At 66.2% G+C, this 23,463-nt stretch carries 24 protein-coding genes and 1 pseudogene; 13 read left to right on the plus strand and 12 right to left on the minus strand.

Annotated features, from left to right (window positions below; all coding sequences use genetic code 11):
- Positions 1-10: 10 nt before the first annotated feature.
- From U4Z31_RS00350 to U4Z31_RS00380, 7 genes are all read left to right on the plus strand, one after another.
- Positions 11-382 (plus strand): EamA family transporter, encoded by a 372-nt coding sequence (locus U4Z31_RS00350; RefSeq protein ID WP_044847242.1) that lies wholly within the window; start codon positions 11-13, stop codon positions 380-382.
- 139 nt (positions 383-521) lie between these two features.
- Positions 522-1,673, plus strand: coding sequence for a DegT/DnrJ/EryC1/StrS family aminotransferase (locus U4Z31_RS00355; RefSeq protein WP_044847241.1), 1,152 nt, complete (start codon positions 522-524; stop codon positions 1,671-1,673).
- A 6-nt stretch (positions 1,674-1,679) separates the two neighbouring features.
- Positions 1,680-2,717 (plus strand): glycosyltransferase, encoded by a 1,038-nt coding sequence (locus U4Z31_RS00360; protein WP_321809167.1) that lies wholly within the window; start codon positions 1,680-1,682, stop codon positions 2,715-2,717.
- A complete protein-coding gene (locus U4Z31_RS00365) occupies positions 2,714-3,661 on the plus strand; it encodes a formyltransferase (protein WP_321809168.1) in 948 nt (315 codons plus the stop codon). The genes U4Z31_RS00360 and U4Z31_RS00365 overlap by 4 nt, the downstream gene beginning before the upstream one ends.
- On the plus strand, positions 3,658-4,713 hold the full coding sequence (locus U4Z31_RS00370) for a bifunctional UDP-4-keto-pentose/UDP-xylose synthase (RefSeq protein ID WP_124486274.1): 1,056 nt from the start codon (positions 3,658-3,660) through the stop codon (positions 4,711-4,713). Before U4Z31_RS00365 ends, U4Z31_RS00370 begins: the two co-directional genes overlap by 4 nt.
- A 12-nt stretch (positions 4,714-4,725) precedes the next feature.
- Positions 4,726-5,622 carry a polysaccharide deacetylase family protein gene (locus U4Z31_RS00375; protein ID WP_124486273.1) on the plus strand — a complete coding sequence of 299 codons (897 nt, stop codon included), beginning with the start codon at positions 4,726-4,728 and terminating at the stop codon, positions 5,620-5,622.
- A gap of 103 nt (positions 5,623-5,725) precedes the next feature.
- A complete protein-coding gene (locus U4Z31_RS00380; protein WP_321809169.1) occupies positions 5,726-6,187 on the plus strand; it encodes a peroxiredoxin in 462 nt (153 codons plus the stop codon).
- 193 nt (positions 6,188-6,380) lie between these two features.
- Here the strand turns inward: U4Z31_RS00380 and U4Z31_RS00385 are convergent.
- Positions 6,381-6,574 (minus strand): annotated as a pseudogene (locus U4Z31_RS00385) (hypothetical protein).
- Here U4Z31_RS00385 and U4Z31_RS00390 point away from each other — a divergent pair.
- Together U4Z31_RS00390 and U4Z31_RS00395 are read left to right on the plus strand one after the other, a co-directional pair.
- Positions 6,524-8,344 carry a PhoH family protein gene (locus U4Z31_RS00390; protein ID WP_044847237.1) on the plus strand — a complete coding sequence of 607 codons (1,821 nt, stop codon included), beginning with the start codon at positions 6,524-6,526 and terminating at the stop codon, positions 8,342-8,344. The pseudogene U4Z31_RS00385 and the gene U4Z31_RS00390 sit on opposite strands and share 51 nt — an antisense overlap.
- A 239-nt stretch (positions 8,345-8,583) precedes the next feature.
- Positions 8,584-9,639, plus strand: a complete 1,056-nt coding sequence (locus U4Z31_RS00395; protein WP_321809170.1) for a C40 family peptidase — start codon at positions 8,584-8,586, stop codon at positions 9,637-9,639.
- Between the two features lie 121 nt (positions 9,640-9,760).
- Here the strand turns inward: U4Z31_RS00395 and U4Z31_RS00400 are convergent, their stop codons facing one another.
- The 10 genes from U4Z31_RS00400 to U4Z31_RS00445 form a co-directional block, all read right to left on the minus strand.
- The gene (locus U4Z31_RS00400; protein WP_044847235.1) at positions 9,761-10,771 is read right to left on the minus strand and encodes an inorganic phosphate transporter; all 1,011 of its coding nucleotides are present in this window, start codon (positions 10,769-10,771) and stop codon (positions 9,761-9,763) included.
- A 10-nt stretch (positions 10,772-10,781) separates the two neighbouring features.
- Positions 10,782-11,408, minus strand: a complete 627-nt coding sequence (locus U4Z31_RS00405) for a DUF47 domain-containing protein (RefSeq protein WP_044847234.1) — start codon at positions 11,406-11,408, stop codon at positions 10,782-10,784.
- Between the two features lie 146 nt (positions 11,409-11,554).
- Positions 11,555-12,937, minus strand: a complete 1,383-nt coding sequence (locus tag U4Z31_RS00410; protein WP_044847233.1) for a replicative DNA helicase — start codon at positions 12,935-12,937, stop codon at positions 11,555-11,557.
- A 135-nt stretch (positions 12,938-13,072) separates the two neighbouring features.
- A complete protein-coding gene (rplI, locus tag U4Z31_RS00415; protein ID WP_059449913.1) occupies positions 13,073-13,525 on the minus strand; it encodes a 50S ribosomal protein L9 in 453 nt (150 codons plus the stop codon).
- 27 nt (positions 13,526-13,552) lie between these two features.
- Positions 13,553-13,828 (minus strand): 30S ribosomal protein S18, encoded by a 276-nt coding sequence (rpsR, locus tag U4Z31_RS00420; protein WP_004193360.1) that lies wholly within the window; start codon positions 13,826-13,828, stop codon positions 13,553-13,555.
- A 4-nt stretch (positions 13,829-13,832) separates the two neighbouring features.
- Complete coding sequence (gene priB / locus U4Z31_RS00425; RefSeq protein WP_031399239.1) at positions 13,833-14,132, minus strand: primosomal replication protein N; 300 nt, start codon at positions 14,130-14,132, stop codon at positions 13,833-13,835.
- Positions 14,133-14,172: 40 nt separating this feature from the next.
- Positions 14,173-14,547, minus strand: coding sequence for a 30S ribosomal protein S6 (gene rpsF / locus U4Z31_RS00430; protein WP_006755436.1), 375 nt, complete (start codon positions 14,545-14,547; stop codon positions 14,173-14,175).
- Between the two features lie 241 nt (positions 14,548-14,788).
- The gene (locus U4Z31_RS00435; protein WP_321809171.1) at positions 14,789-15,625 is read right to left on the minus strand and encodes an anti-sigma factor; all 837 of its coding nucleotides are present in this window, start codon (positions 15,623-15,625) and stop codon (positions 14,789-14,791) included.
- Positions 15,615-16,256: an RNA polymerase sigma factor gene (locus tag U4Z31_RS00440; RefSeq protein WP_044843634.1), complete on the minus strand. Its 642-nt coding sequence runs from the start codon at positions 16,254-16,256 to the stop codon at positions 15,615-15,617. The genes U4Z31_RS00435 and U4Z31_RS00440 overlap by 11 nt, the downstream gene beginning before the upstream one ends.
- Positions 16,257-16,418: 162 nt before the next feature.
- A complete protein-coding gene (locus U4Z31_RS00445; RefSeq protein ID WP_321809172.1) occupies positions 16,419-17,330 on the minus strand; it encodes a LysR substrate-binding domain-containing protein in 912 nt (303 codons plus the stop codon).
- A 171-nt stretch (positions 17,331-17,501) separates the two neighbouring features.
- Here U4Z31_RS00445 and gcl point away from each other — a divergent pair, with 171 nt between their 5' ends.
- The 4 genes from gcl (at position 17,502) to lysM (ending at position 21,997) form a co-directional block, all read left to right on the plus strand.
- Positions 17,502-19,277, plus strand: a complete 1,776-nt coding sequence (gene gcl / locus U4Z31_RS00450) for a glyoxylate carboligase (RefSeq protein ID WP_044843636.1) — start codon at positions 17,502-17,504, stop codon at positions 19,275-19,277.
- A gap of 44 nt (positions 19,278-19,321) precedes the next feature.
- Positions 19,322-20,131: a hydroxypyruvate isomerase gene (gene hyi, locus U4Z31_RS00455; protein ID WP_124520198.1), complete on the plus strand. Its 810-nt coding sequence runs from the start codon at positions 19,322-19,324 to the stop codon at positions 20,129-20,131.
- 41 nt (positions 20,132-20,172) lie between these two features.
- A complete protein-coding gene (locus tag U4Z31_RS00460; RefSeq protein ID WP_044843638.1) occupies positions 20,173-21,066 on the plus strand; it encodes a 2-hydroxy-3-oxopropionate reductase in 894 nt (297 codons plus the stop codon).
- A 460-nt stretch (positions 21,067-21,526) separates the two neighbouring features.
- Positions 21,527-21,997, plus strand: a complete 471-nt coding sequence (gene lysM / locus U4Z31_RS00465) for a peptidoglycan-binding protein LysM (RefSeq protein WP_044843639.1) — start codon at positions 21,527-21,529, stop codon at positions 21,995-21,997.
- Positions 21,998-22,207: 210 nt separating this feature from the next.
- Here lysM and U4Z31_RS00470 read toward each other — a convergent pair whose 3' ends face one another.
- Positions 22,208-23,230 (minus strand): asparaginase, encoded by a 1,023-nt coding sequence (locus U4Z31_RS00470; protein WP_321809173.1) that lies wholly within the window; start codon positions 23,228-23,230, stop codon positions 22,208-22,210.
- Positions 23,231-23,463 lie beyond the last annotated feature (233 nt).

The raw sequence follows: 23,463 nt of genomic DNA on the forward strand, positions 1-23,463 counted from the left end.
CGCCCGCCGCATGAATCCCGTTTCGTTCGTCTGCATCATCACCGGCGTGATGCTCAACGCCTGTGCGCAACTTCTGCTGAAAGCCGGCGTCAACGCCGTTGGACACTTCGAATTCAGCCGTGCGAACATCCTGCCGGTCGGCCTGAAGATCGCGACCCAGCTGCCGATCATCGGCGGCCTCGGCTGCTACGTGCTGAGCGTCGTCGTCTGGATTGTCGGGCTGTCGCGGGTCGACGTGTCGATCGCCTACCCGATGCTGTCGCTCGGCTACGTGGTCAACGCGTTCGCCGCCTGGTACCTGTTCGGCGAGGTGCTGTCGGTCCAGCGGCTGGTCGGCATCGGCATCATCCTGATCGGCGTGCTCGTGCTCGCGCGCAGTTGAGCGCGCCCGGCCGGCCCGGCGGGCATTAAGCGTCCGCCTACAAAAAATCACGGTACGAATCCGGCAACCGGTGTTTAATGCCGGTTTCGGGCCGGATCGCCCGACCCCTTTATTACACGCCATTACAGGCAAAGTGTTCATGAGCCAGACTACCGCTCCGTTCCTGCCGTTCACCCGCCCCGAAATCGACGAGGAAACCATCCAGGGCGTCGTCGACGTGCTGCGCTCGGGCTGGATCACCACCGGCCCGCAGAGCCAGAAGTTCGAAGCCGCGCTGTCCGAGTACTGCGGCGGCCGTCCGGTACGCGCGTTCAATTCGGGCACCTGCACGCTCGAGATCGGCCTGCGCATCGCGGGCGTCGGCCCCGGCGACGAGGTGATCACGACGCCGGCGTCGTGGGTATCGACCAGCAACGTGATCCTCGAGACGGGCGCGACGCCCGTGTTCGCCGACATCGACCCCGTCACGCGCAACATCGACCTCGACAAGCTCGAGCAGGCGATCACGCCGCGCACGAAGGCGCTCATCCCGGTCTACCTGGCCGGCCTGCCGGTCGACATGGACCGCCTGTACGCGATTGCGCGCGCACACAACCTGCGCGTGATCGAGGACGCCGCGCAGGCGCTCGGCTCGACGTGGCAAGGCAAGCGCATCGGCGCGATCGGCGACATCGTGTCGTTCAGCTTCCACGCGAACAAGAACCTGACGACGATCGAAGGCGGCGCGCTCGTGCTGAACAACGAGGACGAGGCAACGCTCGCGCAGAAGTACCGGCTGCAGGGCATCACGCGCACCGGCTTCGACGGGATGGACTGCGACGTGCTCGGCGGCAAGTACAACCTGACCGACGTCGCCGCGCGCGTCGGCCTCGGCCAGCTGCCGCACCTCGAGCGCTTCACCGCGCAGCGCCGCGCACTCGCGCGCGCGTATTTCGCCGCGCTCGACGGCGGTGCGGCCGTGCAGCTCGGGCTCGGCCTGCCCGTCGCCGATTTCGAGAACAGCAACTGGCACATGTTCCAGGTCACGCTGCCGCTCGACCGGCTGTCGATCTCGCGCGCCGATTTCATGGCGCAGATGAAGGAGCGCGGCATCGGCACGGGCGTCCACTACCCGGCCATCCATCTTTTCACGCTGTATCGTGCGCGCGGCTTCAAGGAGGGCATGTTCCCCCACGCCGAACGATACGGCGCATCGACCGTCACGCTGCCGCTCTTCACGCAGATGACGGAAGACGACGTGCGTCGCGTGGCCGACGCCATCAACCAGATTTGCGAACAATACGGAAAATAAGCGTACATGAATCACCTTGAAGCACGCGCCGGGCATCCGGGGGCCGGCCATCCGGGCGCCGCGAACCCGGAGGTATCGGTCATCATCCCCGTGTACAACGAGGAAGACGGCCTGGCCGCGCTGTTCGCGCGGCTCTACCCGGCACTCGACGCACTCGGCACGTCGTACGAAGTGATCCTGATCAACGACGGCAGCCGCGACCGCTCGGCCGCGATGCTGGCGGACCAGTTCCACGTGCGCCCCGACACGACGCGTGTCGTGCTGCTCAACGGCAACTACGGCCAGCACATGGCGATCCTCGCCGGCTTCGCGCAGTCGCGCGGCGAAATCGTCATCACGCTCGACGCCGACCTGCAGAACCCGCCCGAGGAAATCGGCAAGCTGATCGCGAAGATGCGCGAAGGCTACGACTACGTCGGCTCGATCCGCAAGCAGCGCCAGGACAGCCTATGGCGCCGCAAGGCGTCGCAGATGATGAACCGGCTGCGCGAGCGCATCACCCGGATCAAGATGACCGACCAGGGCTGCATGCTGCGCGCGTACAGCCGCCGCATCATCGACACGATCAACGTGTGCGGCGAAGTCAACACGTTCATCCCCGCGCTGGCCTACACGTTCGCGCAAAAACCGACCGAAATCGAGGTCGCGCACGAGGAACGCTTCGCGGGCGAGTCGAAGTACTCGCTGTACAGCCTGATCCGGCTGAACTTCGACCTCGTGACGGGCTTCTCGGTCGTGCCGCTGCAGTGGCTGTCGTTCATCGGCGTGATCCTGTCGCTCGGCTCCGCCGCGCTGTTCGTGCTGCTGCTCGTGCGCCGCTTCATCGTCGGCGCGGAAGTGCAAGGCGTGTTCACGCTGTTCGCGATCACGTTCTTCCTGCTCGGCGTGATCATCTTCGCGCTCGGCCTGCTCGGCGAATACGTCGGCCGCATCTACCAGCAAGTGCGTGCACGGCCGCGCTACCTGATCCAGGCCGTGCTCGAACAGCACGACGGGATGCCGGCGGTGCCGGCCCCCGCGAGCCGCACGGGGACGTCGCAATGAAGCCGCGCGCCGTCGTCTTCGCGTATCACAACGTCGGCGTGCGCTGCCTGCAGGTGCTGCTGGCACGCGGCGTCGACGTCGCGCTCGTCGTCACGCACGAGGACAACCCGAACGAGAACATCTGGTTCGGCAGCGTCGCATCGGTGGCCGCCGAGCACGGGATCCCGGTCGTCACGCCGACCGACCTCGCCGATCCGGCACTGCGCCGCGCCGTATCCGACGCGCGGCCCGAGTTCATCTTCTCGTTCTACTACCGCCACATGCTGCCGGTGGACCTGCTCGCGATCGCGCCGCGCGGCGCGTACAACATGCACGGTTCGCTGCTGCCGAAATACCGGGGTCGGGTTCCGACCAACTGGGCCGTGCTGAACGGCGAAACGGAAACCGGCGCGACGCTGCACGAGATGGCCGCGAAGCCCGATGCGGGCGCGATCATCGGCCAGACCGCCGTGCCGATCCTGCCGGACGACACGGCCGCGCAGGTGTTCGACAAGGTGACGGTCGCCGCCGAGCAGACGCTCTGGCGCGTGCTGCCCGCGCTGCTCGCGGGCGAGGCGCCGCACCTGCCGAACGATCTCGCGAACGGCAGCTACTACGGCGGGCGCAAGCCGGAGGACGGCCGCGTCGACTGGTCGAAGCCGGCCGCGCAGGTCTACAACCTGGTACGCGCGGTCGCGCCCCCGTATCCGGGCGCGTTCACCGACGTCGCCGGCACGCGTTTCGTGATCGCCCGCGCGCGCCTCGGGGCGCCCGGCAGCGCCGCCGCCGCGGCCGCAGCGGATTTGCCGCCCGGCCTGCACGTAAGCGATAATGCGCTATTCGGCGTCTGCGGCGACAGCCGCGCCCTATCCATTCTCGAGCTGTGGCAGCAGCGCGACGGCAGCGAAACCGTCGTGACGCCCGCGGAATTCGCGCAGTTCATTCATTCTTCCCGTCATTCATGAAAGCAAAAAAAGTCCTGATCCTGGGTGTGAACGGCTTCATCGGCCATCACCTGTCGAAGCGCATTCTTGAAACCACCGATTGGGAAGTGTTCGGCATGGACATGCAGACCGATCGGCTGGGCGACCTCGTCAACCACGAGCGGATGCACTTCTTCGAAGGCGACATCACGATCAACAAGGAGTGGGTCGAGTATCACGTGAAGAAGTGCGACGTGATCCTGCCGCTCGTCGCGATCGCGACGCCCGCGACCTACGTCCAGCAGCCGCTGCGCGTGTTCGAGCTCGACTTCGAGGCGAACCTGCCGATCGTGCGTTCGGCCGTCAAGTACGGCAAGCACCTCGTGTTCCCGTCGACCTCCGAGGTCTACGGCATGTGCTCGGACGAGCAGTTCGACCCGGATGCATCGGCGCTCACCTACGGCCCGATCAACAAGCCGCGCTGGATCTACGCCTGCTCGAAGCAGCTGATGGACCGCGTGATCTGGGGCTACGGGATGGAAGGCCTGAACTTCACGCTGTTCCGTCCGTTCAACTGGATCGGCCCGGGCCTCGACTCGATCTACACGCCGAAGGAAGGCAGCTCGCGCGTCGTCACGCAGTTCCTCGGCCACATCGTGCGCGGCGAGAACATCAGCCTCGTCGACGGCGGCTCGCAGAAGCGCGCGTTCACCGACATCGACGACGGCATCAGCGCGCTGATGAAGATCATCGACAACAAGAACGGCGTCGCGTCGGGCAAGATCTACAACATCGGGAATCCGAAGAATAATTTCTCGGTTCGCGAACTCGCGCACAAGATGCTCGAACTGGCCGCCGAATACCCGGAATACGCCGGCTCCGCGAAGCAGGTGCAACTCGTCGAAACGACGTCGGGCGCCTACTACGGCAATGGCTACCAGGACGTGCAGAACCGCGTGCCGAAGATCGACAACACGATGCAGGAGCTCGCCTGGGCGCCGCAATCGACGTTCGACGACGCGCTGCGCAAGATCTTCGAAGCGTATCGCGGCCATGTCGCCGATGCGCGCGCGCTGGTCGAGCAGCAGAACTGACGGGACGCTCGCTTGGCTCGTATCGTCCTCAAGATCGACGTCGACACGCTGCGCGGCACGCGCGAAGGCGTGCCGAACCTCGCGCGCATCTTCGACCGCTTCAGCGCGCGCGCGACCTTCCTCTTCAGCCTCGGGCCCGATCACACGGGCTGGGCGCTGCGGCGCGTGTTCCGCCCCGGCTTCCTGAAGAAGGTGTCGCGCACGTCGGTGGTCGAGCACTACGGCGTGAAGCAGCTGATGTACGGCGTGCTGCTGCCGGGCCCCGACATCGGCCGCCGCGCGATCGCCGACATGCGCGCGATCCACGAGGCCGGCTTCGAATGCGGGATCCATACGTGGGATCACGTGTACTGGCAGGACAACGTGCGCGTGCGCGATCGCGACTGGACCGCGCGTGAAATGCAGAAGAGCCACGCGCGCTTCGTCGACGTCTTCGGCGCGCCGCCCGCAACGCACGGCGCGGCCGGCTGGCAGATGAACGACGCGGCGTTCGAGCAGATCGACGCATGGGGGATGCGCTACGCATCCGACGGCCGCGGCCATTCGCCGTATCTGCCCGTGGTCGGCGGCCGCACGCTGTCGCACGTGCAGATGCCGACCACGTTGCCGACCCTCGACGAAGTGCTCGGCATCGACGGCATCGACACGCACAACGTCGCCGCGCACATCCTGAAGTTCACGGAAACCAATCCGCACGACCAGGTGTTCACGCTGCATGCGGAACTGGAAGGCCAGAAGCTCGCACCGGTATTCGAGCAGCTGCTCGCCGGCTGGCGCGCACAGGGCCATACGTTTGCGACGATGGGCGACTACCACGCGACGCTGGACCGCGACTCGCTGCCATCGTACCCTGTCACGTGGGGCGAGATTCCCGGCCGCTCCGGCGAGCTGATCGTCCAGCCCGACTGAGTTCGCGCGCGCCCGCGCCGCCTGCCCTTGCGGCGTGCCGCCGCGACGCCCCGCAGAACCGCGCCGCCCGAGCGGCGCCTTTCCATAACAACAGGAGAAACACGTGTCCGTCGAAGTTGACCGTCAAGTTCCCGATTTCACCGCACCGGCGACGGGCGGCGACATTTCGCTGTCCAACCTCAAGGGCAAGAAGCTCGTCCTGTATTTCTATCCGAAGGACAACACGCCGGGCTGCACCACCGAAGGCCTGCAGTTCCGCGATCTCTATCCGAAGTTCAAGAAGGCCGGCGCCGAAGTGATCGGCGTGTCGCGCGACAGCCTGCGCTCGCATGACAATTTCAAGGCGAAGCTCGAACTGCCGTTCCCGCTGATTTCCGATGCCGACGAGGCGCTGTGCGCGCTGTTCGATGTCATCAAGATGAAGAAAATGTATGGCAAGGAAGTGCGCGGAATCGAGCGTTCGACGTTCCTGATCGACGCCGACGGCGTGCTTCGCCAGGCATGGCGCGGCATCAAGGTACCCGGTCACGTGGACGACGTGCTAAGTGCTGTACAAGCGCTTTGAGGCGCGTTATATTGGGCCGCAATGAATGCCAGTTCGCTCCATATTTCTCGTAGCTGCGCCGGTGCCCGTTGCGATGCTTTCCGGCACCTGACGCGCATCACGACGGTATCAGCCGAGCCGCATGTCCCGGTCCACGGGGCAGCGGCTTTTTTTATGGACTGCGCGCCGGCTCTCGGTCCGGCCCCTCACCCCGTCAAGGAGCTGATCGACACTTAGGCGAACCGGCTAGACGAAATTCCTGTGCGCCACCGCGCGCAAACTGCATGCACCTTCCACGTCACGCAGGATGCGATCAGCGGCGCACGCCATGCGACACGATTCCTCCCGAGGGACACCATGCCTTTGCCTACTGCCCCCAGCAAGCTCGGCAGCCTGCTGCCGCCCGATGAATACAAGGCGAAAGCGCGGCCCGCGAAAGCCGCGAAGAAATCCGCCGAAGGGGACGCCTCCACAGCCGGAGAATATGGCCCGGCCAGCGTGGCCCAACCGATGACCGAAGCCGCGAACACGGCCGCGCCGCTGCGCGCCGTCGCGGCGTCGACGCAAGAAGCCGCGGGCACGCCCGCCCGCGGTCGCAAGACCAGACAGACGGCCGCGCTGCTGCAGCCGATGCCGGCACCGGTCGAACCGGCGGCCCCCGCCGCCCCCGCCGCGCCGGTCGTCGCACGCAACGACAAGCCCGCGGCCGGCAAGCCGACCACCGCGAGCGCACGCGATGCCGGCGCCGCGACGAAGTCGCGCAGCCGCAAGCCGGCCGAAGCCGAACTACAGAAGCTGTTCGTGCTCGACACGAACGTGCTGATGCACGACCCGAGCAGCCTCTTCCGCTTCGAGGAACACGACGTCTATCTGCCGATGATGACGCTCGAGGAACTCGACAACCACAAGAAGGGGATGTCCGAAGTCGCGCGCAACGCGCGCCAGGTGAGCCGCACGCTCGACGCGCTGGTCGCCGACGGCGGCCCGATCTCCGACGGCATTCCGCTGTCGCGTCTCGGCAGCCGCGAGGCGCTCGGCCGCCTCTATTTCCAGACCAGGCTCGCGGACATCGCGCCGGTCGAAGGCCTGCCCGCAGGCAAGGCCGACAACCAGATCCTCGGCGTCGTGCGCGCGCTGCAGCGCGACCGGCCGGACCGCCAGGTCGTGCTGGTGTCGAAAGACATCAACATGCGGATCAAGGCGCATGCGCTCGGCCTGCCCGCGGAAGACTACTTCAACGACCAGGTCCTCGAGGACAAGGATCTCCTCTATAGCGGCGTGCGCGAATTGCCGCAGGACTTCTGGACGAAACACGCGAAGGGGATGGAGAGCTGGCAGGACACGAAGACGGGCACCACGTACTACCGCGTGACCGGCCCGCTCTGCGGGTCGATGCTCGTCAACGAGTTCGTCTATCTCGAGCCGCAGAACGGCGAGCCGACGTTCCACGCGATCGTGCGCGAGCTGAACGGCAAGACGGCGCTGCTGCAGACGCTGCGCGACTACAGCCATCACAAGAACAATGTGTGGGGCATCACCGCGCGCAACCGCGAGCAGAACTTCGCGCTGAACCTGCTGATGAACCCCGAGATCGACTTCGTCACGCTGCTCGGCCAGGCCGGCACCGGCAAGACGCTCGTCGCGCTCGCGGCCGGCCTCGCGCAGGTGCTCGACGACAAGCGCTACAACGAGATCATCGTGACGCGCGCGACCGTGCCCGTCGGCGAGGACATCGGTTTCCTGCCCGGCACCGAGGAAGAGAAGATGCAGCCGTGGATGGGTGCATTCGACGACAACCTCGAAGTGCTGCAGAAAACCGACGACGCAGCCGGCGAATGGGGCCGTGCGGCGACGCAGGAGCTGATCCGTTCGCGCCTGAAAGTGAAGAGCATGAACTTCATGCGCGGCCGCACGTTCGTCGACAAGTACCTGATCATCGACGAAGCGCAGAACCTGACGCCGAAGCAGATGAAGACGCTCGTGACGCGCGCGGGCCCGGGCACGAAGATCGTGTGCCTCGGCAACATCGCGCAGATCGACACGCCTTACCTGACCGAAGGCAGCTCGGGCCTGACCTACGTCGTCGACCGCTTCAAGGGCTGGGGCCACAGCGGCCACGTGACGCTCGCACGCGGCGAACGCTCGCGACTCGCCGACTACGCGTCGGACATCCTGTAACGCGATACGCCGGCTGCCCGCCGGCCTCCGACGCCACGCGGCGCTCCGGTTTCCGGAGCGCCGTTTTCATTTTTGGGGTCGAAAACGTTGGTCATGTTTCGTTACGCAACCACCTCACTTACACGCGAAACTTCAAGTAAATTCTCAGGAATGGTTGCCTAAGCCCCGCCGGAACGTCTACCATCGGGTCTGTCTGTTGTCATACGATTCGCGAGCGCGCTGCGCTCGTCCACCTTGTCATGCTTCGAATCTGGGTTCCCGTCGCCGTCGTTTCACTGCTCTCGGCCTGCTCCAGCGTGCCGCCGCAGTCGGCCTCGCGCACCTCCGGCATGAACATCACGACGCCGCGCGCCTTCCCGGCACCCGCCAATTTCCCGAAATTCGTCGACCACAGCGTCGGCCAGGAAGAGATCTCGATCCAGGCAATGAGCCTCGTCGGCGTGCCGTACCGCTGGGGCGGCAACACGCCGACGAGCGGCTTCGACTGCAGCGGCCTGGTGCGTTACGTGATCGGCCGCGCGGCCGACGTGGACCTGCCGCGCACGACCGCCGACATGAGCAGCCGCGGCGTGTCGATCGACCCCGACCAGGTCGCGCCGGGCGACCTGATCTTCTTCAATACGACCGGACGCCCGCATTCGCACGTCGGCATCTATGTCGGCAAGCTGCGTTTCGTCAACGCGCCGTCGACCGGCGGCACCGTGCGGCTCGACTACCTGACGAACCCGTACTGGGCCAAGCGCTTCGACGGCATTCGCCGCGTCGCGCCGCCGCGCGGTGCGCCCGGGCCGTTCGATGCGCCGACCTACGAGGCGCGGCGCGATGCGCCGGCGGCGGCGCCTGTCGTCGCGGCAGCCGCGTCGCGGCGGCCTGCCTCTGCGTATGCCGCGTCTCAGGCGGGCGTCGCGCCGTCGCCCGCGGCGGTCGTCTCGACCGCGGCGGTTGCCCCGACGGCCGCGGCAACCGCCCCCGCCGCCGATCCGTACGAACCGCCGCCGCGCGTGCTGACCGCGCAGCAGCAGGCAACGTCCGTGAATGGCGACATGACCGCCACGACGGCGAATCCGGGGCCGACTGGCCCCACCGAGACCGGCACGCAGATTCCGACCACCGCGCTGACGGCCGCCCAGGCTGCCGCGTTCGACGCGGAACCGCCGCCCGCGGCCGCCGCGCCGTCGCTGCGCGACACCGAGCCCGTTCAAGTGTTGCGCGCTTCGACGCAATCCGCGCCGGTCAGCCCGCGCACCGCCACCGCCGACGATCCGATCGCCCGCTTCGCGAACGGCAGTTACTGATCCGGCGCATCCCCGGCGGTGGCCCCGCCGTGCGCCGCCCCTTTCCCGACCGCGCAAAGAAAATGCGCCGCAACCTTTCGGTGTGCGGCGCATTGCGCGTGTCGACCCGACAGCGTCGATATCAGAAGATCTGGTGCCCGAGCCACCATCCGCCGGCCGCGAACAGCGCGGCCGCCGGCAGCGTCAGCACCCACGCCCAGACGATGTTGCCGGCGACGCCCCAGCGGACGGCCGACAGCTTCTGCGTGGCGCCGACGCCGACGATCGCACCGGTGATCGTGTGCGTGGTCGACACCGGAATGCCGAGGAACGACGCGATGAACAGCGTGATCGCCCCGCCGCTTTCGGCACAGAAACCGCCGACCGGCTTGAGCTTCGTGATCTTCTGGCCCATCGTGCGCACGATGCGCCAGCCGCCGAACAGCGTGCCGAGCCCCATCGACAGGTAGCACGCGCCGATCACCCACGCGGGCGGCGCATCGGACGTCGCCGACGCATAGCCCGACGCGATCAGCAGCATCCAGATGATGCCGATCGTCTTCTGTGCGTCGTTGCCGCCGTGGCCCAGGCTGTACAGGCCGGCCGACAGCAGCTGGAGCCGCCGGAAGCGCCGGTCGACCTTGCTGGGTGCGGTGCGGAAATACAGCCACGACACGCCGAGCATGAACAGCGAGCCGAGGATGAAACCGAGCAGCGGCGAAATGAAGATGAACGCAATCGTCTTCAGCAGACCGTCGATGTTCAGCGAGCTCCAGCCCGACTTCGCGAGCGCCGCGCCGACGAGGCCGCCGATCAGCGCGTGCGACGAGCTCGACGGAATCCCGTAGTACCACGTGATCACGTTCCAGCCGATCGCACCGACCAGCGCGCCGAACACGACATAGTGGTCGACGATCTCGGGATCGATCGTGCCTTTACCGACAGTCTGGGCGACTTTCAGGTGAAAGATGAAATACGCGATGACGTTGAACGCGGCCGCGAACACCACGGCTTGCTGGGGCTTCAGCACCCCGGTCGACACGACGGTGGCGATCGAGTTCGCCGCGTCGTGGAAGCCGTTCATGAAGTCGAATACGAGCGCGACGAGCACCAGCGTCGCGACCATCCATAGGGCGAGTTGTATCGAATGCATCGTGGTCCGCTCAGGCGTTTTCCAGCACGATGCCTTCGATGATGTTCGCGACGTCCTCGCACTTGTCGGTGATCTCTTCGAGCAGTTCGTAGATCGCCTTCAGCTTGATGAGCGTCTTCACGTCGTCTTCCTCGCGGAACAGCTTCGACATCGCCGCGCGCAGCACGCGATCGGCCTCCGACTCCCAGCGGTCGATCTCCTCGCACTGCTTGAGGATCTGCGCCGACTGCTTCATGTCGGACAGCAATCCGACGGCCTGCTGCACGTGCTGCGCCGACTGCGTGACGATGTGCGCGAGCTGGCTCGCCTCGGACGTGACGGACTGCACGTCGTACAGCGACACGGCCGTCGCGACGTCTTCCATCAGGTCGAGGATGTCGTCCATCGTCGTGATCAGCTTGTGGATCTCGTCGCGATCGAGCGGCGTGATGAAGGTCTTGTGCAGCAGATCGATCGCTTCATGCGTCAGCTTGTCAGCGGCCTTCTCGGCGGTCTGCACGTTTTGCTTGTGAATCTCGGCGTCGGCGAGATTGTCGATCAGCAGTTCGAGCTCGCGGCCACCGGAAACGATGTGCTTCGCGTGCGCGTTGAAGAGTTCAAAGAACTTGCCCTCGGTGGGCATGAATCGACCGAACATGGGATTCCTGAGAGATTGTCAAACGACTGTCACGAAAACGGGCGATATTGTACCGTTTTCGGTTGCGCCGCGACGCGCGCATATGCGCGCGCCGGGATTGGATACAACGCTTGGCGAAATAAGGGTTTACAACCGGCGTAGAAGTGTTACTCGCCGTAGAAGTTCTGCGCCCCCGCAAAGTTGTCGAACTTCGTGTATTGACCCAGAAACGTGAGCCGAACGGGTCCGATCGGGCCGTTACGCTGCTTGCCGATGATGATTTCGGCCGTGCCCTTGTCCGGGCTGTCCGGGTTGTAGACCTCGTCACGGTAGATGAACAGGATCACGTCCGCATCCTGTTCGATTGCGCCCGATTCACGCAAATCCGACATCACCGGACGCTTGTTCGGACGCTGCTCCAGCCCGCGGTTCAGCTGCGACAGCGCGATCACCGGCACGTCCAGCTCCTTTGCCAGGCTCTTCAGCGATCGCGAGATTTCGGAAATTTCGGTCGCACGGTTCTCGCCCTGCGACGAACCCGACATCAGCTGCAGGTAGTCGACGATGATCAGGCCGAGCTTGCCGCACTGACGTGCGAGACGCCGCGCGCGCGAGCGCAATTCCATCGGGTTCAGGCCGCCCGTCTCGTCGATGAAGAGCTGCGCCTCGCTCATCTTCTGCACCGCGTGCGTCAGCTTCGGCCAGTCCTCGTCCGTCAGGCGGCCGGTACGCATCCGGTGCTGGTCGAGCCGCCCGATCGAGCCGAGCATACGCATCACGAGCTGGGTGCCCGGCATTTCCATCGAGAACACCGCGACCGGCAGCCCGTACTCGACAGCGACGTATTCGCCGATGTTCATGGAAAAGGCCGTTTTTCCCATTGACGGTCTTCCGGCAACGATGATCAGTTCGCCGCCGTGCATCCCGGACGTCATCCGGTCGAGGTCGACGAAGCCCGTCGGCGTGCCCGTGACGTCACTCGGGTTCGCGGTGTGATACAGCGTGTCGATGCGCTCGACGACCTGCGTGAGCAGCGGCCCGATCTCGAGGAAGCCCTGGTTGCCGCGCGCGCCCTCTTCGGCGATCGAGAACACCTTCGACTCGGCCTCGTCGAGCAGCTGGCGAACTTCCTTGCCCTGCGGATTGAACGCGTCGGCCGAGATTTCGTCGGCGACCGACACGAGCCGGCGCAGCACCGCGCGGTCGCGCACGATTTCCGCGTAGCGGCGGATGTTCGCGGCGCTCGGCGTGTTCTGCGCGAGGGCGTTCAGGTACGCGAGGCCGCCGACGTCGTCGGCCTTGCCGGACGTGGTCAGCGCTTCGTACACGGTCACGACGTCGGCCGGGCGCGTCGACGCGATCAGCCGGCCGATGTGCTCGTAGATGATCCGGTGGTCGTAGCGATAGAAGTCGCCCTGCGACAGGAAATCGGCAATCCGGTCCCATGCCGCGTTGTCGAGCAACAGGCCGCCGAGCACCGACTGCTCGGCTTCGACCGAATGCGGCGGGACTTTCAGCGATTCGATTTGAGGATCTTGCGGCGCGTTCATGGGTTGGGATTATCGCGAATAGATCGCAGCAGCGCTACCGCTCCGGCGATCGGGCAATAAAAAAGGCAGGCCCCGGTTGCCCGGGCGCCTGCCCTTGTCCGGACGGCGGAAGCCGCCCGGAAAGCTTGCATACGCTTACGCGTGGTCGCCGATCACGTTGATCGTGACGTCGACGACGACGTCCGTGTGCAGCGCGATCTGAACGACGTGCTCGCCGATCATCTTCAGCGGGCCTTCCGGCATGCGAACTTGCAGCTTCTCGACTTCGAAACCTGCCTTCTTCAGCAGTTCCGCGACGTCGCCGTTCGTGACCGAGCCGAACAGACGGCCGTCGACGCCCGACTTCTGCGTGATTTCGAACGACTGGCCGTTCAGCTTCTCGCCGACTGCCTGCGATGCTGCCAGCTTTTCAGCGGCGATCTTTTCGAGTTCAGCGCGGCGAACTTCGAATTCGGCGATCGCTTCCTTCGTTGCACGGCGAGCCTTGCGGTTCGGGATCAGGAAGTTGCGAGCGTAACCGTCCTTGACCTTGACGATATCGCCGAGGTTGCCCAGATTGGCGACTTTTTCCAACAGAATGATTTGCATTCGAATTCTCCTTATGGCGTCGCCGAGTTACGCCTTGTGCTGATCGGTGTACGGCAGCAGCGCGAGGAAACGCGCACGCTTGATTGCCGTGTCGAGCTGACGCTGATAGTGCGCCTTCGTACCCGTCAGACGCGCCGGCGTGATCTTGCCGTTTTCGCCGATGAAGTCCTTCAGCGTTTCCGTGTCCTTGTAGTCGATCTGCTCGACGCCGGCAGCCGTGAAACGGCAGAACTTCTTGCGCTTGAAGAGCGGGTTTTGTTGCTGACGACGCTTGTCGAATTTCTTACCAGTCGGGCGGGCCATGATTTCAGTCCTTTCCTATGTCCTGCAATGCAGTGATGTGAAACACCAAGGTTCTCGCGTTGCGGCTTTTCTTTGCCAGGAAGCCCGTGAACAGCGTTTCGACGCCCATTTCACGACGCTCCAGCTTGCCGCTCGCCTCACCGGCCGCCACCGCCTCGATCGTCATTTCGACCTGACGGGGAATGCCTGCTTCGACGACTTCCGTGCGGTGATGCAACGTGGCGCTTGCGATCGGAACACCCGCCGGCGTATATCGCACCGGTGCGCGTTCGACGACGCTCGCCGTCAATTGCAACCTGTTCACGTGAGTGACGCGCTCCTTGATGGCTTAATGAGTGACGAACTTAAGCCTGCGCTTCGGTCGGCTGAGCTGCAGCCGCCTTCTTGGCTTCTTCGCGCTGAACTTCCTTCATCATCGGCGACGGGCCGGTCTCGGCCTTCTTCATCTTGACGATGAGGTGGCGCAGCACGGCGTCGTTGAACTTGAACGCGTGTTCGAGTTCGTCGAGCGTCGTCTGGTCGCACTCGATGTTCATGCAGACGTAGTGAGCCTTCGCGAGTTTCTCGATCATGTAGGCCAGCTGGCGACGGCCCCAGTCTTCGACACGGTGGATCTGGCCGCCGTGCGTCGTGATCGTGGTCTTGTAACGCTCGATCATCGCGGGCACTTGCTCGCTCTGATCGGGGTGCACGATGAATACGATTTCGTAATGACGCATTACACACTCCTTGTGGATTAAAGCCACCCGGGCGTCTGAACCGGTGTGGCAAGTGAGAAGCCGAAAATTCTAACCCGGATACGGGGCGCGTGCAATACCGATCGACGATTCCCGACCGGATTCGGCCATGTTTTCAACGACTTGAATGGCGCCGGCAGCTGAAGCCGCCGTCGGCGCGACCGTTCGGAAATGGGGGCGGAGTGTCGGGCGCGCGCCTGCGGGCCGGCGACGCGGCCCGCCGTCACTCGACGCGCGCCCCGCCCAGCCGCGCGTCGAGCGCCGTCCTGAACGCGGCCAGCGCCGACGGCTCGGCGTCGGTCACGGCCCACCACGTCATCCCGGCCGCCTCCCAGCGGTCGAGCGCGTAGCCCTGCGACACGGTCGCGTACGGCGCGGCCTTCCGCCCGACGCCTGCCGGCTGCACGTACACGTCGATCACGTGCTGACGATAGCGGTACACGAGCACCGCGACGCGGCGCCGCCCGACGTAGTCGAGCCGGCCGCCTGCGAGCGGGAAGCCGCTCGCCGACAGGTCCTCGACCGGCGGCGCATAGTCGAGCCGGCCGTTGAACCACGGCTTGACCGTATGCCGGTCGGTCGAGATCACGTCGATGTCGCGCGCCGACAGGCCGGCGCGCACGTGGCTCGCGACCAGTTCGTCGACCGTCTGGTCGGTTGCGGCGTGGCGGGCGGACAGCGCCATCCCGGCCGCCGCCGCGAGCGCGACCAGCAGCGCGACGCCCCAGCCGAGCCCGGGCAGCGCGGCGACGCCCGCCCCCGGTCCGGCCGACGCCGGGCGAGCCGCCGCGCCGCGCCCGCCCAGCCACGCGAACCAGCGGCGACCGGTCGGCCGAGGCTGGGCCCGCGGCAGCGCCGCGAGGATGCTCGCGCGCAGCGCCTCCGGCGCGCGGTGATAATCGGCCTGCCGCACGGCGCGCCCGAGCGCGACGATCCGCTCGCGTTCGCGGCGGCACGCGTCGCACCCTTCGACATGCCGCTGGACGCGCAACGCATCGGGCGCCGACAGCTCGCGGTCGACGTCCGCGTCCAGCAATGCGCGCGCTTCGTTACAGTCCATCGATCGCCTCCGATGCGGTTCCGCTTGCCGACGCACGTCCCGGCGCGGGTTCGGGTGCCGGCGCCTGCGTGCCGGCCAGCAGCGCGGCGAGCCGACGCCGGCCGCGCGCGAGTCGCGACATCACGGTGCCGACCGGTACGTCGGCGATCGCCGCGATCTCGCGATAGCTCAGATCCTCCATCTCGCGCAGCACCAGCACCTCGCGGTATTCGGGCGGCAGCTTCGCGAGCGCCGCGTTCACCAGCCGAACGTTCTCGCCGCGCAACAGGTGCGTGAGCGGATCCTCCGTCGCCGGCTGCCAGTCGTCCGGCACCTCCGTGTCGTCGAGCGTGTCGGGCAGCGCGACCTCGTGTGCGTGGGCGCGGCGGCGCCACTCGGTGTACCAGGTGTGGCGCACGATCGTCAGCAGCCACGGCCGCGCGTTGTCGCCGCGGCACGAGTCGACGAAACGCAGCGCGCGCATGCACGCGTCCTGGACGACATCGTCCGCGTCGCCCGCATTGCCGCTCAGCCAGCGCGCGAGGTTGTACGCGGCGTCGAGATGCGGCAGCACGAGCACGCGAAACCGTTCGCCGCGCGCGACCGCGTCGTCCTCCGCCCGTTCGTCGACCGCCTGTCCGGCTTGCCCCACATGACCTCCCTGGTCCCGGCGGCCGAAGCCGCGCCCGTTCCGCGTCCGGTGCCCGGACAGACCGGCAGCGGGCGCTCTCGATGACCTTACCGCCGCTGCGTCGAGTTTATTCCCGCACGAAGCCGATGATGCGCAAAAAAATGCCGGAAACCGCCGCGCCCGTTACGGCGTGCTGTTCCAGTAGCCGGGGCGCGCATACGCTTCGCGCAGGTAGTCGATGAAGTAGCGCACGCGCGCGGGCACGTAGCGCTGCTGCGGATAGACCGCGAGGATGTCGTAGTCCGGCAGCGCGAATTCGTCGAGCACGGTTTCGAGTTCGCCCGTTTCGAGCTGCGCGGCGATTTCCCAAGTCGAGCGCCAGCCGAGCCCGAGGCTTTCCGCGACCCAGCGATGCAGCAGCTCGCCGTCGTTGCAGTCGAGATTGCCGGCCACCCGCATCGTCACGATCTTGCCGTGGCGCTGGAAATACCAGCCGCGGTTCTGGCCGCCCTGCAGGTTGAACGCGAGACAGTTGTGCTTCAGCAGGTCGTCGAGCGACTTCGGCCGGCCGTGCTTGCGGAAATAGTCGGGCGTACCGCACACGACGCGCCGGTTCGACGCGAGCTTCACCGCGACGAAGTTCGGATCGACCGAGCCGCCGATCCGGATCGACAGGTCGTAGCCTTCGCGCACGAGATCGACGACGCGGTCGGTCAGGTTGAACGATAGCTGCATTTCCGGCTTGTCGACGAGGAAACCGGGCGCGTGCGGCGCGACGTGCTTGCGGCCGAACGCGGCCGGCGCCGACACGATCAGATGCCCGCTGACCGCGCGCCGCCCGGCGGCCAGCTCGTTCTCGGCCTGGTCCCATTCGGACAGCAGCCCGCGGCAGCGCTCGAGGAACGCGGCGCCCTCCTCGCTGACCACCAGCCGGCGCGTCGAGCGGTACATCAGCTTCACGCCGAGGCGCTTCTCGAGCGCGTCGATGCGCCGCCCGAGCACCACCGGCGACACGCCCTCCTCGAGCGCGGCCGCCGCGAGGCTGCCCGCGTCCGCGACCCGCACGAACGTCTCGATCTGCTTGAAACGATCCATTTCCCGTCTCCGTCCCGGCTCCGACACCGGCGGGAAGCCCCGTCCGGCCGTCATTCCATACTTTTAGTTTCGAAATAAGCGACTTCGGCTGATCTTATCAAACCTTTCTTGCGTCCCTAAAGTGTTCCCAACAGACCGATTCGCAAGATCCAACTATCCAAGGAGACATTCATGGCCAAGATGAGAGCCGTCGACGCAGCCGTACTCGTGCTCGAGAAGGAAGGCATCCAGACCGCGTTCGGCGTGCCGGGCGCAGCAATCAACCCGTTCTATTCCGCGATGCGCAAGTCGGGCGGCATCAGCCACGTGCTGGCGCGCCACGTCGAAGGCGCGTCGCACATGGCCGAAGGCTTCACGCGTGCCGCACCGGGCAACATCGGCGTGTGCATCGGCACGTCGGGCCCCGCCGGCACCGACATGATCACCGGCCTCTACTCGGCATCGGCCGACTCGATTCCGATCCTCGCGATCACGGGCCAGGCGCCGCGTGCGCGCCTGTACAAGGAAGACTTCCAGGCCGTCGACATCGAGTCGATCGCGAAGCCCGTCACCAAGTGGGCCGTCACCGTGCGCGAGCCGGCGCTCGTGCCGCGCGTGTTCCAGCAGGCGTTCCACCTGATGCGCTCGGGCCGTCCGGGCCCGGTGCTGGTCGACCTGCCGATCGACGTGCAGCTCGCCGAAATCGAGTTCGACATCGACACGTACGAACCGCTGCCGGTCTACAAGCCCGCGGCGACCCGCGCGCAGATCGAGAAGGCGCTCGCGATGCTCAACGACGCGGACAAGCCGCTGATCGTGTCGGGCGGCGGCGTGCTCAACGCAGCGGCCGAAGACCTGCTCGTGCAATTCGCCGAAACGATCGGCGTGCCGGTGATCCCGACGCTGATGTCGTGGGGCGCGATTCCGGACGACCACCCGCTGATGGCCGGCATGGTCGGCCTGCAGACGTCGCATCGCTACGGCAACGCGACGATGCTCGCGTCCGACTTCGTGCTCGGCATCGGCAACCGCTGGGCGAACCGCCACACGGGCAGCGTCGAGGTCTACACGAAGGGCCGCAAGTTCGTGCACGTCGACATCGAGCCGACCCAGATCGGCCGCGTGTTCGGCCCGGATCTCGGCATCGTGTCCGACGCGAAGGCCGCACTCGAGCTGTTCGTCGCGGTCGCGCAGGAATGGAAGGCCGCCGGCAAGCTGAAGGACCGCAGCGCGTGGGTGTCCGAGTGCCAGGAACGCAAGCGCACGCTGCAGCGCAAGACCCACTTCGACAACGTGCCGGTCAAGCCGCAGCGCGTGTACGAAGAGATGAACAAGGTGTTCGGCCGCGATACCTGCTACGTCAGCACGATCGGCCTGTCGCAGATCGCCGCCGCGCAGTTCCTGCACGTGTTCAAGGCACGCAACTGGATCAACTGCGGCCAGGCCGGCCCGCTCGGCTGGACGATCCCCGCCGCGCTCGGTGTGCGTGCGGCCGACCCGCGCCGTCCGATCGTCGCGCTGTCCGGCGACTACGACTTCCAGTTCATGATCGAGGAGCTGGCCGCCGGCGCGCAATTCAAGCTGCCGTACGTGCACGTCGTCGTGAACAACTCGTACCTCGGCCTGATCCGCCAGGCCCAGCGCGCGTTCGACATGGACTACTGCGTGCAGCTCGCGTTCGACAACGTCAACGCACCGGAGCTGAACGGCTATGGCGTCGATCACGTGGCGGTGGCCGAAGGCCTCGGCTGCAAGGCGCTGCGCGTGTTCAAGCCGGAAGAGATCGAGCCGGCGCTGCGCCAGGCGCAAACGCTCGCGGAAGAATTCAGCGTGCCGGTCGTCGTCGAAGTGATCCTCGAGCGCGTGACGAACATCTCGATGGGCACCGAAATCGACGCGATCAACGAATTCGAAGAGCTCGCCGAAAAGGCCGAGCACGCACCGACCGCGATCTCGATGCTCGACTGATCCGCACGCCATTTTTTGACTGACCGACCGAAGAGGCTTAGCTCATGCCGAAGTTTGCTGCAAACCTGACCATGCTGTTCAACGAAGTGCCGTTCCTCGACCGCTTCAAGGCGGCCGCGGACGCGGGCTTCGACGCCGTCGAGTTCCTGTTCCCGTACCCGTACGCGAAAGAGGAACTCGCCGAGCGGCTCGAGACACACCGCCTGCGCCTCGTGCTGCACAACCTGCCGGCCGGCAACTGGGACCAGGGCGAGCGCGGCATCGCGTGCCTGCCCGATCGTGTCGGCGAGTTCCAGGAAGGTGTCGGCCGTGCGATCGAGTACGCAAAGGCGCTCAAGGTGCCGCAACTGAACTGCCTCGTCGGCATCCCGTCGGCGAGCACCGCGCGCGACAAGACCTTCGTCACGATCGTCGACAACCTGCGCTTCGCCGCCGACGCACTGAAGCGCGAAGGCATCCGCCTGCTGGTCGAGCCGTGCAACGGCTTCGACATCCCGGGCTTCGCGCTGAACCGCTCGTCCGAAGGGCTCGACGTGATCCGCGCGGTCGGCTCGGACAACCTGTTCCTGCAGTACGACATCTATCACATGCAGCGCATGGAAGGCGAACTGGCCGCGACGATCGAACGCAACCTCGCCTCGATCGGCCACGTCCAGCTCGCGGACAACCCGGGCCGCAACGAGCCGGGTACGGGCGAGATCAACTACGCGTTCCTGTTCGCGCTGCTCGACCGGCTCGGCTATGCCGGCTACGTCGGCTGCGAATACAAGCCCCGCACCACCACGACGGAAGGGCTCGGCTGGCTGCAAAGCGTCGCCGGCTGCGCACCGGGCTCGGCGCGTCGCGCCGCCTGAGATCCGCTCTTCCCGTTTTCAGCCCTATAGGAGACTTTCACATGGCAACCATCGGTTTCATCGGCCTCGGCATCATGGGCGCGCACATGGCGCGCAACCTGCTCAAGGGCGATCATCAGCTCGTCGTGAACGGTGCGTTCCCGATTCCCGACGACCTGCGCGCGAGTGCGAAGGTCGTCGCGAACTCGACCGAAGTCGCGCAGAACGCCGACATCATCATCGCGATGGTGCCGGACACGCCGGACGTGCGTAACGTGCTGTTCGCCGACGACGGCGTCGCGAAGGGCCTGAGCGCCGGCAAGCTCGTGATCGACATGAGCTCGATCTCGCCGCTCGACACGCAGGAATTCGCGAAGCAGATCAACGCGCTCGGCTGCGACTACCTCGACGCGCCGGTGTCCGGCGGCGAAGTCGGCGCGCGCGAAGCGACGCTGACGATCATGGTCGGCGGCCCGGAGAAGGCGTTCGAACGCGCGAAGCCGCTGTTCGAGAAGATGGGCAAGAACATCACGCTCGTCGGCGAGAACGGCGCGGGCCAGACCTGCAAGGTCGCGAACCAGATCATCGTCGCGCTGAACATCGAGGCGGTCGGCGAAGCGCTGCTGTTCGCCGCACGCTCGGGCGCCGATCCGGAGCGCGTGCGCCAGGCGCTGATGGGCGGCTTCGCCGCGTCGCGCATCCTCGAAGTACACGGCGCGCGCATGACCAAGCGCACGTTCGATCCGGGCTTCCGCATCGAGCTGCACCAGAAGGACCTGAACCTCGCGCTCGACGGCGCACGCAAGCTCGGCCTCGCGCTGCCGCATACGGCGAGCGCGCAGCAGCTGTTCAGCGTGTGCGCATCGCACGGCGGCAAGGCATGGGATCACTCGGCACTCGTGCGTGCGCTCGAGATCATGTCGAACTTCGAGATCGGCCAGACGCCGGCCGCGTAACGCGGACGCAACGACGCGCGTTTCGCTGCAACGGCGGAACGCGCGCGACGAATACAAGCGATCCGGTCACGGCCGGTCGCATTGATGCGCGACGATGCGCGCATCACGGTGGGGCGCCCCGCCGCGTATCGCCGAAACGCGTGCGCGACGGGGCGAAAAACGCCGCTCTGGGCTGAGAGCGGCGTGGTGGGGTCCGCAGCGGCACCCGGCGGCGCCGGGGAAGCCTTGGTCGGTCAGACGTCGTCGTCGGGTGTCCGCCTGTCGGATTTCGCGTATTACATTTCTTTACGTTCAAGCGTGCGATTTTTCATGCAATCGTCGCGCTGAACGCCTACACTTTCGCCACGCCTTTCGAGAAAACCGCCGCGCTTGGCGCTCGCTCCGGTGAGCGCGCCCAGCGCGGTGTTTTTTTCGCCACTTCACGGCGCGTTTTCTTTTCAACCACCTAGGGAGTGCAGCGATGGGTCTTCTTTCGTTTATCAAAGAGGCGGGTGAAAAACTGCTGGGTCACGCCGATGCGCAAGCAGCGGAAGATCCGAATGCCGCGAACCAGACCGCGGCCGACGCGATCAAGAACTACATCGGCACGCAAGGTCTCGACACGTCGAACCTGAGCGTCGCGTTCGACGGCGCGTCGCGCACCGTCACGCTGTCGGGCAGCGTTGCCGATCTCGACACGAAGGCGAAGGTCAAGGTCGCGGCCGGCAACGTGCAAGGCGTCGCGGGCGTCAACGACGACGACCTGCAGCCGGACGATCAGGAAGTTCAGTACCACGACGTGAAGCCGGGCGACACGCTGTCGGCGATCGCGAAGGAAGTGTACGGCGACGCGAACAAGTACCCGGCGATCTTCGAGGCGAACAAGCCGATGCTGTCGAGCCCGGACCGGATCTATCCGGGCCAGAAGCTCGTGATTCCGCCGCAGTCCTGAGCATTCGCGCGGCACTGACGCAAAAAAGGCAGGCCAATGGCCTGCCCGGACTGCTGACGAACCCCACGTTTTTCGGAGCGTGGGGTTTCGTCTTTTTGGCATCAGGGTGGCAGGCTCGCCGCGGGCGAGCAGTCGAATCTGCTGCGCAAACCGTTCACGAGGCGCTGTTTTTTCATGCACGCCGCGCGCCGCCCGATCGGCGGCCAGCGGTCACAGCGTGTCGAATGCGCGTTGCAGCGCGTCGCGCTCGTGAATCCCGTTCGCGAGCGCGAGCATCAGCAGCACGCGTGCCTTGAACGGGCTCAGCGACCCGGCGCTCACGAAACCGAGCGCGTCGTCGTTCGCGGCGCCGTTGCGCATCACGTGCCCCGAGCCAACGCGCGACGCACGCACCACGGCGACGCCCGCCTTCACCGCATCGGCGAGCGCCGCCTGCAGCGTCGCATGGATCGACCCGTTGCCGGTGCCCGCGACGACGAGGCCGCGCACGCCGGCCGCGACGAGCGCATCGACGGCCGTGCGCGTCACGCCCGCATAGCTCGCGACGACTTCGACCGGCGGCCACGCCGCGGCGATCGCCAGTCGCGCATCGCGCGCGCGCGTCACGCGGCGCGCGAATTCGACGCGGCCGTCCTGCACCCAGCCGAGCGCGCCCAGTTCCGGCGACTGGAACGCATCGACCGCGTAGGTGCTCGTCTTCACGACGTCGCGTGCGCCGTGGATCCGGTTGTTGAACGCGACGAGCACGCCCTGCCCGCGCGCGGCCGGGTGAGCGGCGACGGTCACCGCGTTCAGCAGGTTCAGCGGGCCGTCGGACGACAGCGCGGTGGCCGGCCGCATCGCGGCCGTCAGCACGACCGGCTTGTCGCCGGTCACGACCAGATGCAGCGCGTAGGCGGTTTCCTCGAGCGTGTCCGTGCCGTGGGTGATCACGATGCCGTCGATCGCCGGATCGGCCATCAGCGCGTCGATTCGCGCGGCGAGCGTATTCCACAGCGGCAGCGCGAGATCCTTGCTGTCGATGCTGGCGACCTGCTCGGCATCGATGCGCGCGACCGACGCGAGCGCCGGCACCGCGTCGAGCAGGAAATTGACGCCGAGCGCGCCGGCCTGATAGCCGGCCGTGCTGGCGGCGTCGGGCGCGGCGCCGGCGATCGTGCCGCCGGTGGCGAGTACGGCGATGCGCGGCAGGGCCGGCGCGGACGAAGGGGATGCGGGGTTCGGAGTATTCATGGCCGCGATTGTAATGGCTCGCGGCCGGCATCCGGTAGATACGGCCGGCACCGGACGCCGCGCATCATGGTTAGTCCCGATCGCCGCGGGACGCACGCCGTCAACGGCCACGTCGCCCGCCGCGTTATAGGAATGCCGTTTTGGTGTTTTCACATTGATTTGCCATAATCGGAGCGCGCGGCGTGATGTGGCCCTGTTCCCGTTGCGCCGGGCTTCGTGACGGCGTCGATATA

It is taken from the genome of Burkholderia sp. BCC1985 (genome assembly GCF_905339915.1).
Taxonomy (GTDB): domain Bacteria; phylum Pseudomonadota; class Gammaproteobacteria; order Burkholderiales; family Burkholderiaceae; genus Burkholderia.